At 66.0% G+C, this 15,140-nt stretch carries 14 protein-coding genes; 10 read left to right on the top strand and 4 right to left on the bottom strand.

Features of this window, described 5'->3' with window-relative positions:
• Positions 1-32 precede the first annotated feature (32 nt).
• Both HNE04_RS03725 and lolD read left to right on the top strand, forming a co-directional pair.
• Positions 33-1,286: a lipoprotein-releasing ABC transporter permease subunit gene (locus HNE04_RS03725; RefSeq protein WP_172216882.1), complete on the top strand. Its 1,254-nt coding sequence runs from the start codon at positions 33-35 to the stop codon at positions 1,284-1,286.
• Positions 1,279-1,953 (top strand): lipoprotein-releasing ABC transporter ATP-binding protein LolD, encoded by a 675-nt coding sequence (gene lolD, locus HNE04_RS03720; RefSeq protein WP_172216880.1) that lies wholly within the window; start codon positions 1,279-1,281, stop codon positions 1,951-1,953. The genes HNE04_RS03725 and lolD overlap by 8 nt, the downstream gene beginning before the upstream one ends.
• A 74-nt stretch (positions 1,954-2,027) precedes the next feature.
• On the opposite strand, the gene HNE04_RS03715 is transcribed toward lolD, so the two are convergent.
• From HNE04_RS03715 to HNE04_RS03700, 4 genes are read right to left on the bottom strand one after another with little or no spacing between them, the layout of a single operon-like run.
• Positions 2,028-3,068, bottom strand: a complete 1,041-nt coding sequence (locus tag HNE04_RS03715; RefSeq protein ID WP_172216878.1) for a VWA domain-containing protein — start codon at positions 3,066-3,068, stop codon at positions 2,028-2,030.
• Between the two features lie 12 nt (positions 3,069-3,080).
• The gene (locus HNE04_RS03710) at positions 3,081-4,070 is read right to left on the bottom strand and encodes a DUF58 domain-containing protein (RefSeq protein ID WP_172216876.1); all 990 of its coding nucleotides are present in this window, start codon (positions 4,068-4,070) and stop codon (positions 3,081-3,083) included.
• Positions 4,051-5,058, bottom strand: a complete 1,008-nt coding sequence (locus tag HNE04_RS03705) for an AAA family ATPase (protein WP_172216874.1) — start codon at positions 5,056-5,058, stop codon at positions 4,051-4,053. The genes HNE04_RS03710 and HNE04_RS03705 overlap by 20 nt, the downstream gene beginning before the upstream one ends.
• Positions 5,059-5,091: 33 nt before the next feature.
• Complete coding sequence (locus HNE04_RS03700) at positions 5,092-6,087, bottom strand: S1C family serine protease (protein ID WP_172216872.1); 996 nt, start codon at positions 6,085-6,087, stop codon at positions 5,092-5,094.
• 105 nt (positions 6,088-6,192) lie between these two features.
• Here HNE04_RS03700 and HNE04_RS03695 point away from each other — a divergent pair, with 105 nt between their 5' ends.
• From HNE04_RS03695 to HNE04_RS03660, 8 genes are all read left to right on the top strand, one after another.
• A complete protein-coding gene (locus tag HNE04_RS03695) occupies positions 6,193-7,023 on the top strand; it encodes a TatD family hydrolase (protein ID WP_172216870.1) in 831 nt (276 codons plus the stop codon).
• 84 nt (positions 7,024-7,107) lie between these two features.
• On the top strand, positions 7,108-7,512 hold the full coding sequence (locus tag HNE04_RS03690; RefSeq protein ID WP_172216868.1) for a hypothetical protein: 405 nt from the start codon (positions 7,108-7,110) through the stop codon (positions 7,510-7,512).
• Complete coding sequence (locus HNE04_RS03685; protein ID WP_172216866.1) at positions 7,509-8,969, top strand: ATPase domain-containing protein; 1,461 nt, start codon at positions 7,509-7,511, stop codon at positions 8,967-8,969. Before HNE04_RS03690 ends, HNE04_RS03685 begins: the two co-directional genes overlap by 4 nt.
• 4 nt (positions 8,970-8,973) lie before the next feature.
• Positions 8,974-10,470: a diguanylate cyclase domain-containing protein gene (locus HNE04_RS03680; protein ID WP_172216864.1), complete on the top strand. Its 1,497-nt coding sequence runs from the start codon at positions 8,974-8,976 to the stop codon at positions 10,468-10,470.
• Complete coding sequence (locus HNE04_RS03675) at positions 10,467-11,222, top strand: class I SAM-dependent methyltransferase (RefSeq protein WP_172216862.1); 756 nt, start codon at positions 10,467-10,469, stop codon at positions 11,220-11,222. Before HNE04_RS03680 ends, HNE04_RS03675 begins: the two co-directional genes overlap by 4 nt.
• 7 nt (positions 11,223-11,229) lie before the next feature.
• Positions 11,230-13,020 carry a GspE/PulE family protein gene (locus HNE04_RS03670; RefSeq protein ID WP_172216860.1) on the top strand — a complete coding sequence of 597 codons (1,791 nt, stop codon included), beginning with the start codon at positions 11,230-11,232 and terminating at the stop codon, positions 13,018-13,020.
• Positions 13,021-13,120: 100 nt separating this feature from the next.
• Positions 13,121-13,609 carry a tripartite tricarboxylate transporter TctB family protein gene (locus tag HNE04_RS03665; RefSeq protein WP_172216858.1) on the top strand — a complete coding sequence of 163 codons (489 nt, stop codon included), beginning with the start codon at positions 13,121-13,123 and terminating at the stop codon, positions 13,607-13,609.
• A gap of 10 nt (positions 13,610-13,619) precedes the next feature.
• Positions 13,620-15,134, top strand: coding sequence for a tripartite tricarboxylate transporter permease (locus tag HNE04_RS03660; protein ID WP_172216856.1), 1,515 nt, complete (start codon positions 13,620-13,622; stop codon positions 15,132-15,134).
• The last annotated feature ends 6 nt before the right edge of the window (positions 15,135-15,140 follow it).

The raw sequence follows: 15,140 nt of genomic DNA, 5'->3' as shown, positions 1-15,140 counted from the left end.
TGCCACAATGCCCACCACAACAATACCCCTCAATGAGACTCCCCTACGAACTGGTCCTGGGCTGGCGCTACACGCGCGCCGGCCGCGCCACCCGGCGCAACGGCTTTATTTCCTTCATCTCCGGCGTGTCCATGCTGGGAATTTCCCTGGGTGTCGCCGCCTTGATCATCGTGCTCTCGGTGATGAACGGCTTCCAGAAGGAAGTGCGCGACCGCATGCTCGGCGTGGTTTCGCACATCGAGATCTACGGGCCCGGCGGCGGCATATTGACCGACGTGAACCGCACCATGACCGAGGCGCGGCGCAACCCTCAGGTGATCGGCGTGGCGCCTTTCGTTGCGGCGCAGGCGCTGCTGGCGCGCGGCGAGGACATGCGCGGAGCCATCGTCCGCGGCATCGACCCGGCGCGGGAAGGCGAGGTCACGGACCTGGCTGCCAGCATGCAGCCCGTGCTCGCGCGGCTCGTTCCCGGCCAGTTCGGCGTGGTGCTCGGGGCTGAGCTGGCGCGCCAGCTGGGCGTGCGCGAGGGCGACCCGCTGACCCTGATCGCCCCGAGCGGGCAAGTCACGCCGGCAGGCGTGGTGCCACGGCTGAAGCAGATGACCGTGGTCGGCACCTTCGACTCGGGCCATTTCGAATACGACAGCGGCCTCGTTCTGCTGCACCAGGACGACGCGGCGCGCATTTTCCGCCTGGAAGGCCCGACGGGCATCCGGCTCAAACTCAAGGATCTGCACCAGGCCCGCGAGGTCGCCTCGGAGCTGGCCACCTCAATCAGCGAGCCCGTCCTGATCCGCGACTGGACGCGCCAGAACCGCACCTGGTTCGCCGCCGTGCAGCTGGAAAAACGCATGATGTTCATCATCCTCACGCTGATCGTCGCCGTGGCCGCCTTCAACCTGGTGAGCACCCTGGTGATGACCGTCACCGACAAGCGCGCCGACATCGCCATCCTGCGGACCTTGGGCGCGAGCCCGGGCAGCATCATGGGAATCTTCGTGGTGCAAGGCGCCGCCGTCGGCGTCATCGGCACGCTGGCGGGGCTGCTCCTGGGCCTGGGCATCGCCTTGAACATCGACGTGATCGTGCCGGCCATGGAGCAGGCGCTCAACGCCAGTTTCCTGCCCAAGGACATCTACCTCATCAGCAAGATGCCCAGCGACCCGCAACGAGAAGACATCATGCCGATCGCCCTGATTTCACTCGCGCTGTCGTTCGTCGCGACGATCTATCCGAGCTGGCGCGCCAGCCGCGTCAATCCGGCGGAGGCGCTGCGCTATGAATGACGTGGTATTGAAGGCAGAGGGCATCACCAAGCGCTTCAGCGAGGGTGGCCTGGACGTGGAAGTGCTGCGCGGCGTTGACCTGCAGGTCCACGCGGGTGAAACCGTCGCCATCGTCGGCGCCTCGGGCTCGGGCAAGAGCACCTTGCTGCACTTGCTGGGCGGATTGGACGCGCCGACCGGCGGCACCGTACAGCTCATGGGCCAGGAGTTCACGAAGCTGGATGCGGCCGCCCAAGGCAAGGTGCGCAACCAGCACCTGGGCTTCGTCTACCAGTTCCACCACCTGCTGCCCGAGTTCAGCGCGCTGGACAACGTGGGCATGCCCCTGCGCATACGGCGCGAGTCGCTGGAGGAGTGCACAGCCCAGGCCACCGACACGCTGGCGGCGGTGGGCCTGGCCGAGCGGCTGCGCCATCGGCCGGCCGAACTTTCAGGGGGAGAGCGTCAGCGTGTGGCCATCGCGCGGGCACTGGTCACGCGCCCGGCCTGCGTGATGGCGGACGAGCCCACCGGCAACCTGGACCGCAGCACCGCCGACGTGGTGTTCGACCTCATGCTGAAGCTCGCGCACGAACGCGGAACGGCGTTCATTCTGGTGACGCACGATGAGTCGCTGGCCGCGCGCTGCGGCAGGCAGCTGCGGCTGACGTCCGGCCACCTGACGTGAACTGGCTGTCATCCCGGACTTGATCCGGGATCCAGGAAGTCATGGATGCCGGGTCAGGCCCGGCATGACAGATATCAAAGAATCCGGTTGAACCAGAGCAGCGAGAGGCCGGCCGACAAGAGGGCGAGGGCCGCGGCTGCCAGGGCCATCAATGCCGAAACTTCGGTTTCCTTCTTCTCGACCGTCAGCCGCGAGCTCAGCGTCTCATAGACCTTCTTCAGGTCGGCGGCCGTGCCGGCGTAATAGTATTCGGCGCTCGTCTTGTTGGCGATGGCCTTGAGGGTTTCCTCGTCCAGGCGCACGCGCATGGACCAGCCCTCGAAACCGATGGTCTCGCCGTCCACCGTGCCGATGCCCACCGTGTACACGCGCACGCCGCGGTCCGCGGCCATCTTGGCGGCTTCCAGCGGGTCCACGCCCGTGGTGCGCTGGCCGTCCGTCAACATGATGATGGCCGCCGATGCGTAGGAGCCCGGCGCGACCGGCGTGAAGTCCTTCTTCTCCTTTTTCTCGCCATCGATCGAGAAGCCGCGCTGGCGCTCGCGCCCGCTTTGCAAGGACTGCAAGTCGATGCCGGCATCGGGGAACAGCGTGGCCAGCGAAATCACGATCGCGTTGCCGGTGGCCGTAGCGCGCTGCAGCTGGAAGCGGTCGATCGCGGTGACCAGGTCTTCGCGGTTCACGGTCGGCAGCTGCGCCACCTGGGCCGACCCGGCGAACGCCACGATGCCCACCTTCACGTGGCGCGGCAGTTCGGCCAGGAAGGACTTGGCCGCGTTCTGCGCCGCGACCAGGCGGTTGGGCTGCACGTCGGTGGCGCGCATGCTGCCCGAGACGTCCATGGCCAGGATGATGGTCTGCTGGTTGGAGGGCAGGGTGACCACCGCCACCGGCCGTGCCGCCGCCAGCAGCATGGCGGCCAGGGCCAGCAGGAACAGGAACGGCGGGATATGCCGGCGTATCGTCTGGCCCGCTCCCATGGCTTCCTTCACGATGGACAGCGAGGCATAGCGCAGCGCCATCTTCTTCTTGCGCCGCATCAGCCAGACGTACAAAAGCACCAGCAGCGGCAGAGCCGCCATCAGCCATAGGAATTCGGGCCAAAGAAAGTGCATGATCTCTCTCCTCTACGCCGCCCGCCTCAGGTGCGCGGGCAGGCCGCCGCCGGCCGCCAGCCGGGCGCGCCGCTTGCGCATTTCCGTGAAACGCACCACGGCATCGACCAGGTCGCCGTCGGTGGACAGTTCCAGCGCATCGACGCCGGCGCGCACGAAGCCCTGGCGCAGCTCGGCTTCGCGTTGCGCCGCAATGCGCGCGAAGCGCTTGCGAAAACCGGCGTCGTGCGTGTCCACCAGCAATTGCTCGCCGGTTTCCGAATCGCGGATGGTCAAGAGGCCCAGGTCGGGCAAGTCCAGCTCCAATGGATCGAGCAGCCGCACGGCGACCACTTCATGGCGCTGGGCCAACAGGGCCAGGGGCCGGTCCCAACCGGGTTCGCTGATGAAATCGGAAACGACGAATAGGGTGGAGCGGCGCTTGATGAGGCCGGCCGCGGCTTCCAGCAGATCGCGCAGCTTGGTGGTGCCCGATTCGGTCGGGGCCGGGCGTTGCTGCATGCTGTGCAGCAGATGCAGCACATGGCGGCGGCCGCCGCGGGTGGGGATGACGGTGTCCACGCCCGTGCCGTAAAGCATGGCGCCGACCCGGTTGCCGTGCCGCGTGAGCAGGCGCGCGAGCACGCCCACGAAATCCGCCGACACGTTGCGCTTGCGCTGCTCGCCCGATCCGAAATCGACGGAAGGGCTCAGGTCCAGCAGGAACCAGGCCGCCATCTCGCGGTCCTCGGTGAACACCCGCACATGTGGTATCTGCAGCCGCGCCGTCACGTTCCAGTCGATGTGGCGCACGTCGTCGTGGTGCTGGTATTCGCGCAGGTCCGCCAGGTCCAGCCCGGCCCCGCGCATCAAGGTGCGGTAATTGCCTTGCAGCAGGCCATCGAGCCTGCGGATCGCAGTCCACTCCAGCCGGCGCAGCACATGCTCCGCGCCTTCGTGCGTGCCGGCGCTCGCGGCGCCCTGCGCCGCGTTCCGGTCCTGCTTAAGCTGCGAGCTTTTCATGTTCCAGGGGCCTGGGCGGAGACTGGATCTTGGTCATGATCTTGCCGACCAGGGCGTCGGCCGACAGGCCTTCGGACAGCGCCTCGTACGAGAGCACCAGCCGGTGCCGCAGCACGTCGGGTACCAGGTCGGTCATGTCCTCGGGCAGGGCGTAGGTGCGACCGCGCAGCATGGCCAGGGCCCTGGCGCCTTCGGTCAGGTTGATCGTGGCGCGCGGGCTGGCGCCGAAGGTGATGTATTTGCCCACGTCCTTGAGCCCATGCTTCTCGGGCGTGCGCGTGGCCGACACCAGCCGCACCGCGTACTGCACCAGCGAGGGGTCGACATAGACACGCCGGCACTCGCGCTGCAGCGCGGCCAATTGCTCGGTGGTGGCCACCGACGAGACGGCGACGGCCGGGCCGGTGACGCGCTCGACGATGACGAATTCTTCCTCGTCGGTAGGGTAATCGACCAGCACCTTCATCATGAAGCGGTCGACTTGCGCCTCGGGCAGCGGGTAGGTGCCTTCGGTCTCGATCGGGTTCTGTGTCGCCATCACCAGGAACGGGCTGGGCACCTTGTGCGTTTCACCGGCAATGGTGACCTGGCGCTCCTGCATCACTTCCAGCAGTGCGCTTTGCACCTTGGCCGGGGCCCGGTTGATTTCGTCGGCCAGCAACAGGTTGGTGAACACCGGGCCCAACGCGGTGCTGAACTCGCCGGTCTTCTGGTTGTAGATGCGGGTGCCCACCAGGTCGGCCGGCACCAGGTCGGGCGTGAACTGGATGCGCTTGAACTGGCCGCGAATGGTGTCGGCCAGCGTCCTGACGGTCAGCGTCTTGGCCAGGCCCGGCACTCCTTCCACCAGCAGGTGGCCCTGGGCCAGGATGGCGACCATCACCCGCTCGAGGAAACGGTCCTGGCCGACGACGACCCGCTTGACCTCGTAGAGGATCTGTTCCATCAACTGGGCGGTGTCGCTGTCCTGTCGTGTCGTTGAATCCATGAGTGGTAGGTCCCGTTCAAAAGGCAAAGTTCATCAGAAAGGCGGCAGGCCGGCCGCGGATGCCGCGTTCTCGATCGGCACCGCGAATGCGATGCCCAGGAAGGTGCGCGCCGGCGTGGGGTTGAGGATGGCAGTGACGATGCCCACCACCTCGCCGTCCATGGTGACCAGGGGACCACCGGAATTGCCGGGGTTGGCGGCGGCATCGAACTGGATCAGGTTGCTCATCTCCTGCTTGCCTTCCGGTGAACGGAAGGCTCGCTTCAGCCCGGAAACGACGCCGCCAGAAGCGGAGGGGCCGATGCCGAACGGGAAGCCCACCGCCAGCACCTTGTCGCCGGTGCCCAGGTCGCTGGTGGAACGCATGGTGGCCGCGATCATGTCGTCCGGGATCTTGCTGGCCTGCAGCACGGCGAGGTCGTTCTCGGCCTGCACGCCGGTGATGGAAGCCTGCGCCTCCAGCCCGTCGGAAAAAGTGACCATGATCCGGTCGGCGCCGGACACCACGTGCAGGTTGGTGAGGATGATGCCCTTGTCGACGATCACCACGCCCGTGCCCACGCCATGCTCCACTTCGTCATCGGGCCCGGCCTTGTCGGCTTCGCCATTGGCAGGACCGAGCGGCTTGGGCTTGGCACCGCCTTTGGGCAGGCTGGGCGATTCTTCCTTCAGCCGGCTTTTCTTGACGTAGCTCACGACCCGGACCACCGAGGGCCGGATCTTGTCGTAGGCCTTGGCGTATTCCGAAGGAATGTTCTGGGTTTCCAGGGTCTTCAACACCGCGGCATTGATATCGGCCTGGGTCAGTTTGCGCGGGGTGGGCCGCAGGCCCAGGCTGATGCTGAACACCAGCAGCGCCGCCAGCATCAGGATGGCCGCCCATAGGAGCTTGGGACTGGTTAAGGAGAATCTGGATGGGGTGGCGGCCTTGGCAGGCGCAGGCGGAGTGACCTCGGGAGTGGCGGCCTGGGGAGGGTTCTGCCCCGGCCGGCCCGAGCGGCTTGAGCTGTAAAGGGCTTGCCTGCGCATTCGTTCACCTATCAAAACTGCGGGGAAAACGAAGAAAGAAAACCGGTAAAACACACGGTATCACGGTTTGCGCTGCCATGCACGGGCTTGCGGCATCATCGGCGCATGATGTGGATCGATACGCACTGCCACCTTGATGCGCTGGAATTCGCGGGCGATACTGCCAACGTCCGCGCCCGAGCGGCGGCTGCGGGCGTATTGCACTGCGTTGTGCCGGCGGTGGAGGCCGGCAATTTCGCGGCGGTGCGGGATCTGGCGCACCGCCATGGCGACAGTTATGCACTGGGCATCCACCCCCTGTGCACCGGCCGCGCGCATGAGGATGACCTGGCGACGTTGGACCGCGCGCTCATCGAGGCGCGCGACGATCCGCGCTTGGTGGCCGTGGGCGAGATCGGCCTGGACTATTTCGTCCCCGGCCTCGACCCGGAACGCCAGGAACTTTTTTATAGAGAGCAGCTCTCGCTGGCGCGGCGCCACGGCCTGCCGGTGATCCTGCATGTGCGGCGCTCCGCCGACCGCCTACTCAAGCACTTGCGCCAGGCCGGGGTGAGCGGCATCGCCCATGCCTTCAACGGCAGCGCGCAACAGGCCGATGAATTCGTCAAGCTCGGCTTCAAGCTGGGGTTCGGCGGCGCCGTGACTTTCGATCGCGCGCTGCAGATCCGGCGGCTGGCGCAATCGCTGCCGCTGTCGGCCATCGTCATGGAAACCGACTCACCGGACATTCCGCCGCATTGGCTGTACCTTACGGCCGAGCAGCGCGCGAAAGGCCGGCCACAGGGGCGCAACGAACCTGCGGAGTTGCCGCGCATCGCGCAGGTGATGGCACAGCTGCGTGGCATCAGCCTGGATGAGCTGGCGATGGCAACCACGCAAAACGCCGTGGCGGCGCTGCCCAGGCTGGCCGGCATTCTGGCATCCGCTCTCAGGTAGCCGGGCCCACACGGTCGGGCAAAGGCGTACCATGGGTCCTTTCCATGCTCCCAGGGTAGGCCACAGAATGTTCAGGCGGAGTTGATGGTGGTGCCCCTCGACATTCGGTCGCGCGACGGTGCAAACAGTGCGAGGCTCGCGGATGCGGCCGTGTCGCAATGGCGGGCTATCGACGCGGCGCTTGCCCCCATCATCGGCAACCTTGGGGTTGCCGCGCTGTACCACCGCAGCCTTTTCCTTAGCAAGAAAGCCCACCCGTGGCTGGACCATGAGCGCAGCCCGGATGTGCCGGGCATGGATTTGCCGGCTCTCAGGGCTTTACTGGCCGGCCGGGACCCCGCCGAAGTTTCCGAGGCCAGCGCTACCTTGCTTCGCACTTTCATGGGACTGCTCGCCAGCCTGGTGGGTGCTCCGCTCGCCGAGCGCCTGCTCGGCCCCCTCTGGATCCCATCGCCAGCCGGTACCTCTGGACAGGACACATCATCATGACGCCCAAAGTAACCATTAATTGCCTGGCAACGGGCGTGCCCGGCCTGGACGAAGTCCTGGGCGGCGGCCTGCCCGAGTTTTCGTTCAATCTCATCGCCGGCCTGCCCGGTTGCGGCAAGACCACCCTGGCGCACCAGATGATGTTCGCGCTGGCCACGCCCGAGCGCCCGGCGCTCTACCTCACGGTGCTGGGCGAGCCGCCCCTGAAGATGCTGCGCTACCAGCAGCAATTCGACTTTTTCGACCTGGAGCAGGTCAACCGCTGCATTCACTTCGTGAACCTTGGCCCGGACACCATGACAGGCAACCTCGACAAGGTGCTCGAGCGCATTGCCGCCGAGGTCGAGTCCCATGCACCTGCATTCGTCTTCGTGGACTCGTTCCGCTCGGTGGCGCTGGCCGGCGGCACGGACAGCAGCTTGCAGCAGTTCATGCAGAAGCTGGGCGTGCTGATGACGAGCTGGCAGGCCACCACCTTCCTCATTGGCGAATACGCCGCCGACACCGCCACCAATCCCGTGTTCACCGTGTCCGATGGCTTGATCTGGCTGCACCAGAGCGTTCAGCGCAACTCCATGGTCCGCAAGATCGAGGTCATGAAGATGCGCGGCCAGCCCACCCTGGCGGGCATGCACACCTTCCGCCTGAGCAGTGCCGGCGTCCAGGTTTTCCCGCCGGCCAGTGCGGCGGCGCCCCGACCGGGCAGCCAAGCGCGTCCGCAGGCCTCCGGCCGTGTGCTCATGGGGGTGGATCGCCTGGACGAGATGCTGGGCGGCGGTCTGCCGCGGGGCTACTCGCTGCTGGTGGCCGGCCCCTCCGGGTCGGGCAAGAGCATCCTGGCGGCCAGCTTCCTGCAAGAGGGCGCACGCAAAGGTGAAACCGGCGTGATCGCGGTTTTCGAACAACGCGCCAACCGGTCGCGCAACCCGGTTCTGGAAGAGCTGATAAAGAGCGGGCGGGTCAGCCTGGTCGACAGCCGGGCGCCCGACCTGTCGATCGACGAAATCGTGATGCTGCTCATCAAGGAAATCCGGCGCCTGAACGCGACGCGGGTGGTGATCGATTCACTCTCCGCGTTCGAGGTGGCACTGGCGCCGACCTTCCGCGAAGACTTCCGGGAATCCATGCTCCGCCTGGTGGGCGCGCTGGCCCAGGAGGGGGTGACGGTGTTGCTGACGTCGGAGCTGGAGGACCGGTACACCGACCTGCGTTTCAGCCCCTACGGCACGGCTTTCCTCACCGACGCGATCATCGTGCAGCGCTACATCGAGGTGGATAGTCGCCTGCGCCGCGTCATGGCCGTGATCAAGGTGCGTGACAGCGCGCATTCGGACGAACTGCGGGCCTACACCATCGATGCCGAAGGCATCCGCATCGGCGGGATGCTGCCCGGCGAAGAGGGCCTGCTGGGCGGCCGACCAACCCGTAAGAGCGGGCTCGCTGCGCCCGCCGGCTAGCAGGATGGACGCCGCCCGCGCCGCTCACCTCCTGGAGGCCAACCAACAGTTGGTGCTGGCCGTTATTCGTGCGCAGGATGAAGCCGCGGCGGCGGCGCAGGCCCTGCGGGACCTTTCGCGGTCCTCGCGCATCGAGGCCTTGACCGAGCAGCCCGACGGCGCGCTGTTGTTCGACCGCCTCGCCCATGCGCTGGCAGTCGCACGGCGAAAGGGCGACCGGCTGGGCCTGCTGTTCGTGAGCGTGGACAACCTCAAGGATATCAACGACACACTGGGCCACGCCCGCGGCGACCAGGTGCTCAAGCTGGCGGCCCAGCGGCTCGCGGCGGCGGTGCGTGGGTCGGATACGGTCAGCCGGCACGGGGGGCATGAATTCCTGATCCTGCTGACGGACCTGGCGCACGCGCGCGATGCCATCACGGTGGCCGATTCGATCGTCGCCGCCATGAGATTGCCGGGCCAGGTGGGCGGCCAGAAAGTGAGCCTGAGAGCAAGCATAGGCATCAGCGTCTTTCCGGACGATGGAAGCGACGGCGACGGACTGATCGACCGTGCCACCGCGGCCATGTACAACGCCAGGCGGCGCGGCCTGGGCAGCTATTTCTTCAGGGGCGAAGCGGCCACCAAGGAGCGCAGCCTGGAGCTTCGGACGGCCGAGTCGCTGCAGCAACTCGATGTGCCTGCAGCCGAGGAGGGCGACCCCGGCACCGCGTCCCACCGCAGGGAGGTCAATGAACAGCTGCTGCTGGCCGCGCTGCATACGCAGGAATTGCTGGACGCCGCCGAGCTGGCGTATCGCCGCCAGTCGGAACTCATGGGCGTGGTCGCCCATGAGCTGCGTGGGCCGCTGGGGCCTATGACCATGGCCGCGTCTTTGCTGGGGCTGGCGAAGACGCAAGAGCCGGTGCTGCCGATGGTCAAGGGCGTGATCGAGCGTCAGGTGGCCCTGATGGCGAAGCTGGTGGGCGATCTGCTCGACATGACACGAATCAACACCGGCAAGCTGAGGCTGGATATCCAGCGCATGGATATGGCCCGGGTGATCGATGACGTGGTTTCGGACCTGCGCCCTGCCGTGGAGGCCCGCTTGCAACAGTTGTGTATCGAGCGTCCACCCGGCGAGTTCATTGTCAATGGCGACCGGCTGCGCTTGGCCCAGGTGGTCAACAACCTGCTGGGCAACGCGTCCAAATACACCCAGCACGGCGGCATCCTCACGATCTCCCTCGCCGCCAGCGAGGCGCTGCTGACCATCAGCGTCACCGATAACGGCATCGGAATCAGTGCCAAAGCGCTGCCGCACATCTTCGATCCGTTCGTGCAGGAAAAGCACGCGACTTCGTTCGACGGTTCCGGCCTGGGGATCGGCCTCAGCCTGGTGCGCGAACTGGTGCAGGCACACGGCGGGCACGTGACCGCCGAAAGTGCCGGCCTGGGCCAGGGCAGCTCGTTCACCGTGACGTTGCCCTTGCTGCGCGGTGGCGATAATGCTGCCCAGTGAAAGCACGCCCCACCCCCCAACTCCCCGAAGTCAATTTCTCCGATCAAGGCGACGTCCGCTATCTGCACCTGGGCACCGAATGGATCCAGGGCTCGATGCTGATGGACAAGCCATTCGACATCGAACTGGAGTATGTCCAGCGCATGATGGTCTGGCTGCTGTTCGTGGATCCGGCCAGTGTGGCCAAGCGGCATGCCATGCAGCTGGGACTGGGCGCCGCATCGCTGACCAAGTTCTGCCACAAGAGGCTGCGGATGAGGACCACGGCCATCGAGCTCAACCCGCAGGTGGTCGCGGCCTGTCGCCTGTGGTTCAAGCTGCCGGGCGATGATTCGCGGCTTTCAGTCATCCTGGGCGATGCGGCCGAGGTGGCTGCGCATGAGCATTGGCGGGGCGCCGTGGATGCGCTGCAGGTGGACCTGTACGACCATGAAGCCGCCGCGCCCGTGCTGGACAGCGAAGCCTTCTATGCCGATTGCCGCAAGCTCCTGACCGATGACGGCTGCATGACGGTCAACCTGTTCGGCCGCTCGTCCAGCTATGCCCAAAGCCTGGAGAAGATCCAGGCTGCCTTCGGCGCCGGATCGGTCTGGGCGTTCAAGCCGACGCGTGAGGGCAACACCGTCGTATTGGCTCTGCGCGCGCCCCAGCAGCCCAACCGGGCCACGCTTGCCGAACGGGCCGAAACCATTGAAACTCGCTGGGGCCTGCCGGCCCGCAAATGGTTGCGGGTGTTTAAACCCGTAGCCTGACCCAACAATGAGCGCCGTCGCCAAACCCAAGCCGCCCGCCAAGAATACCCACCGCGGGCCGCTGGATTGGCGTCTCCTGGTCGAATGGCTGAGCCAGGACGGCGTCATATCCGCAGATGAGGCCCGCCGGACCGTCGCGCGCTGCTCCCAGGCCGAGAGCGCCCAGCATCCCCTGGTGCGGCTCGCCGCCGTGGCCATGGCGCGAGCCAGCGACGGCAAGCCGCTCGACATCGAATCGCTCACGCAGTGGCTGGCCACGCGCGCCGGGCTGGACTACCTGCGCATCGACCCGTTGAAAGTGGACGTCGGCAAGGTCGCCGACACCATGAGCGCCGGCTATGCCGAGCGCCATCGCGTGCTGCCGGTGCAGGTCACGGGCAGCGAGGTGGTGATCGCCACGGCCGAGCCTTTCCTCACCGACTGGGTCGATGAGGTCGAGCGGCAATCGCGCCGCACCGTGCGCCGGGTGGTGGCCAGCCCGCTGGACATCCATCGCTACACGGCCGAATTCTTTTCCTTGGCCAAATCCGTGCGGGCGGCGCAAAAGGCCGGAGGCAACGCCGGCGCGGCCAGCTTCGAGCAGCTGGTCGAGCTGGGCAAGAGCAACAAACAGCTGGACGCCAACGACCAGGGCGTGGTGCAGGTGGTCGATTGGCTCTGGACCTACGCCTTCGACCAGCGCGCCAGCGACATCCACCTGGAGCCGCGGCGCGAGCAGGGCGTCATCCGCTTCCGCATCGACGGCGTGCTGCATCCCGTGTACCAGATGCCCATTGGCGTGCTCAACGCCATGACGGCCCGCATCAAGCTGCTGGGCCGCATGGACGTGGTGGAAAAGCGCCGGCCGCAGGATGGCCGCATCAAGACCCGCAATCCGCGCGGCGACGAGATCGAGATGCGGCTGTCCACGCTGCCCACGGCCTTCGGCGAGAAGATGGTGATGCGCATCTTCGACCCGGATACGGCCGTGAAGGACCTGGATGCGCTGGGCTTTGCCCCGCATGACTCGCAGCGCTGGGAGGCGCTGGTCAAGCGCCCTTACGGCATCATCCTGGTGACCGGGCCGACCGGCTCAGGCAAGACCAGCACGCTCTACTCCACGCTCAAGCGCATCGCCACGGAAGAGGTCAACGTGAGCACGGTGGAGGACCCGATCGAAATGATCGAGCCTTCCTTCAACCAGACCCAGGTGCAGGTGCAGCTCGATTTCGGCTTCGCCGAAGGGCTGCGCGCCCTGATGCGGCAAGACCCGGACATCATCATGGTCGGCGAGATCCGCGACCTGCAGACTGCCGAGATGGCGGTTCAGGCCGCGTTGACCGGCCACCTGGTGTTCTCGACCCTGCACACCAACGACGCGCCCTCGGCCATCACGCGGCTGATGGAGCTGGGCGTGCCCGGCTATCTCATCAACGCGACCATGCTGGGCGTTCTGGCGCAGCGCCTGGTGCGAACCTTGTGCAAACAGTGCCGCCAGGAGGACGAGGGCGCCTCGCGCGAGGCGCTGGATGCCATCGTGAAGCCCTGGAAGATCAGCGGCGGCTACAAGCCGTACAAGCCGGTCGGCTGTGTCGATTGCCGCATGACGGGCTTCATGGGCCGAATGGGCCTGTACGAACTGCTGACCGTGAGCGAGGCCTTCAAGGAGAAGGTGACCCAGGCTCCCTCCATCGATGTGCTGCGCCGCCAGGCCGTCGCCGACGGCATGCGGCCGCTGCGGCTGGCCGGGGCGCTGCGGGTGGCGGAGGGGCTGACCACGCTTGAGGAAGTGCTCACTGCCACACCGCCGCTCGACTGAGATTGCCGTCGCCGCGGCGATAGTAGGTGAAACCCACAACGGACAGCGGTGCTATTGCCACCACAATCGCGCCATCGGAATGGTTTCGAGGAGACAACTCGTGAAGATCAAAAGTCAAAAGGACTTTTACTCCGGCCTCATGTTCATGAGCGTCGGCGTTGCCTTTGCCTGGGGTGCGAGCACCTACAACATCGGCGAGGGCTCCCGCATGGGGCCGGGCTACTTTCCGCTGGTGCTTGGCATCCTGCTGGCGGCCATAGGCGCATTCACCATCTTTGAATCGATGGTCGTGGAGACGGAAGACGGCGAGCCTATCGGCAAGTTCGCCTGGAAGCCGCTGGCCTTCATCATCGGCTCCAACGTGGTTTTCGGCATCCTGCTGGGTGGCGTGCCGCGATTGGGCATCCCCTCATTCGGCCTGATCGTGGGCATCTATGCGCTGGTCTTCATCGCCTCAATGGCCGGCGAAGAGCACAAATGGAAGGAAGTGATCGTGCTGGCGACGATCCTGGCGGCAGGCAGTTACCTAGCCTTCATATTGCTGCTGAAGCTCCAGTTCCCGGTCTGGCCCAGTTTCATCACCGGCTGAAGGATAAAAAATGGACTTGATTTCCAACCTTTCGATCGGCTTCGGCGTCGCCTTCACGCCGATCAACCTGCTGTACTGTTTCATCGGCTGCTTGCTGGGCACCCTGGTCGGCGTGCTCCCCGGCATCGGACCGGTCGCCACCATCGCCATGCTGCTGCCGGCAACCTACGCGTTGCCGCCGGTTTCGGCCCTCATCATGCTGGCCGGCATCTATTACGGAGCCCAATACGGCGGCTCCACCACCGCCATCCTGGTGAACCTGCCAGGGGAATCCTCCTCGGTCGTCACAGTGATCGACGGCTACCAGATGGCAAGGCAGGGCCGCGCGGGCCCCGCGCTTGCGGCTGCGGGCCTGGGTTCGTTCTTCGCCGGCTGCGTCGGCACCCTGATCCTGGCCGCGTTCGCCGCGCCCCTGACCGAGGTGGCTTTCAAGTTCGGCCCGGCCGAATACTTCTCGCTCATGATCCTGGGCCTGATCGGCGCCGTGGTGCTGGCCTCCGGCTCGCTGATCAAGGCCATCGGCATGATCGTGCTAGGCCTGTTGCTCGGCCTGATCGGCACTGACGTGAATTCGGGCGTGGCTCGCTTCTCCTTCGACGTGCCTGAACTCACCGACGGCATCGGCTTCATCGTGATCGCCATGGGCGTGTTCGGTTACGGCGAAATCATCAGCAACCTGGGCAAGCACGCCGATGAGCGCGAGGTGTTCACGGCCAAGGTGACTGGCCTGTTCCCGACCAAGGAAGACTTCAAGAACATGATCCCCGCGGTGCTGCGCGGCACCGCGCTGGGATCGGCATTGGGCATCTTGCCCGGCGGCGGCGCGCTGCTGTCTGCCTTCGCGGCCTACACCATCGAGAAGAAAACCAAGCTGCGCCCGGGCGAAGTGGCATTCGGCAAGGGCAACATCCGCGGCGTCGCGGCGCCCGAGTCGGCCAACAACGCCGGTTCGCAGACCTCCTTCATCCCGCTGCTGACGCTGGGTATTCCGCCCAACGCCGTGATGGCGCTGATGGTGGGCGCGATGACCATCCACAACATCCAGCCGGGCCCGCAGGTGATGACCAGCAACCCGCAGCTCTTCTGGGGCCTGATCGCCTCGATGTGGCTCGGCAATGCCATGCTGGTGATCCTGAACCTGCCGCTGATCGGCATCTGGATCAAGCTGCTCACCGTGCCCTACCGCTGGTTGTTCCCCGCCATCGTGCTGTTCTGTGCCATCGGCGTGTACTCCACCAACAACAACACCTGGGACATCTGGATGGTGGCGATCTTCGGTGTGATCGGCTACATGTTCATCAAGCTGGGGGCCGAGCCGGCGCCGCTGCTGCTGGGCTTCATCCTGGGGCCCATGATGGAAGAGAACCTGCGGCGGGCGATGCTGCTGTCACGCGGCGACTGGAGCGTGTTCATCACCCGGCCTCTGTCCGCCGGCCTGCTGGCTGCAGCCGTGCTGCTGATAGTGATAGTGGCGCTGCCCGCGGTGAAGCACAAGCGCGAGGAAGCCTTCGTCGAAGCCGACTGAAGACGC

Source organism: Caenimonas soli, assembly GCF_013155545.1.
Lineage (GTDB): Bacteria > Pseudomonadota > Gammaproteobacteria > Burkholderiales > Burkholderiaceae_C > Ramlibacter > Ramlibacter soli.
Note: the sequence above shows the minus strand (reverse complement) of the source record. Positions and strands in the feature narration are given on the sequence as shown.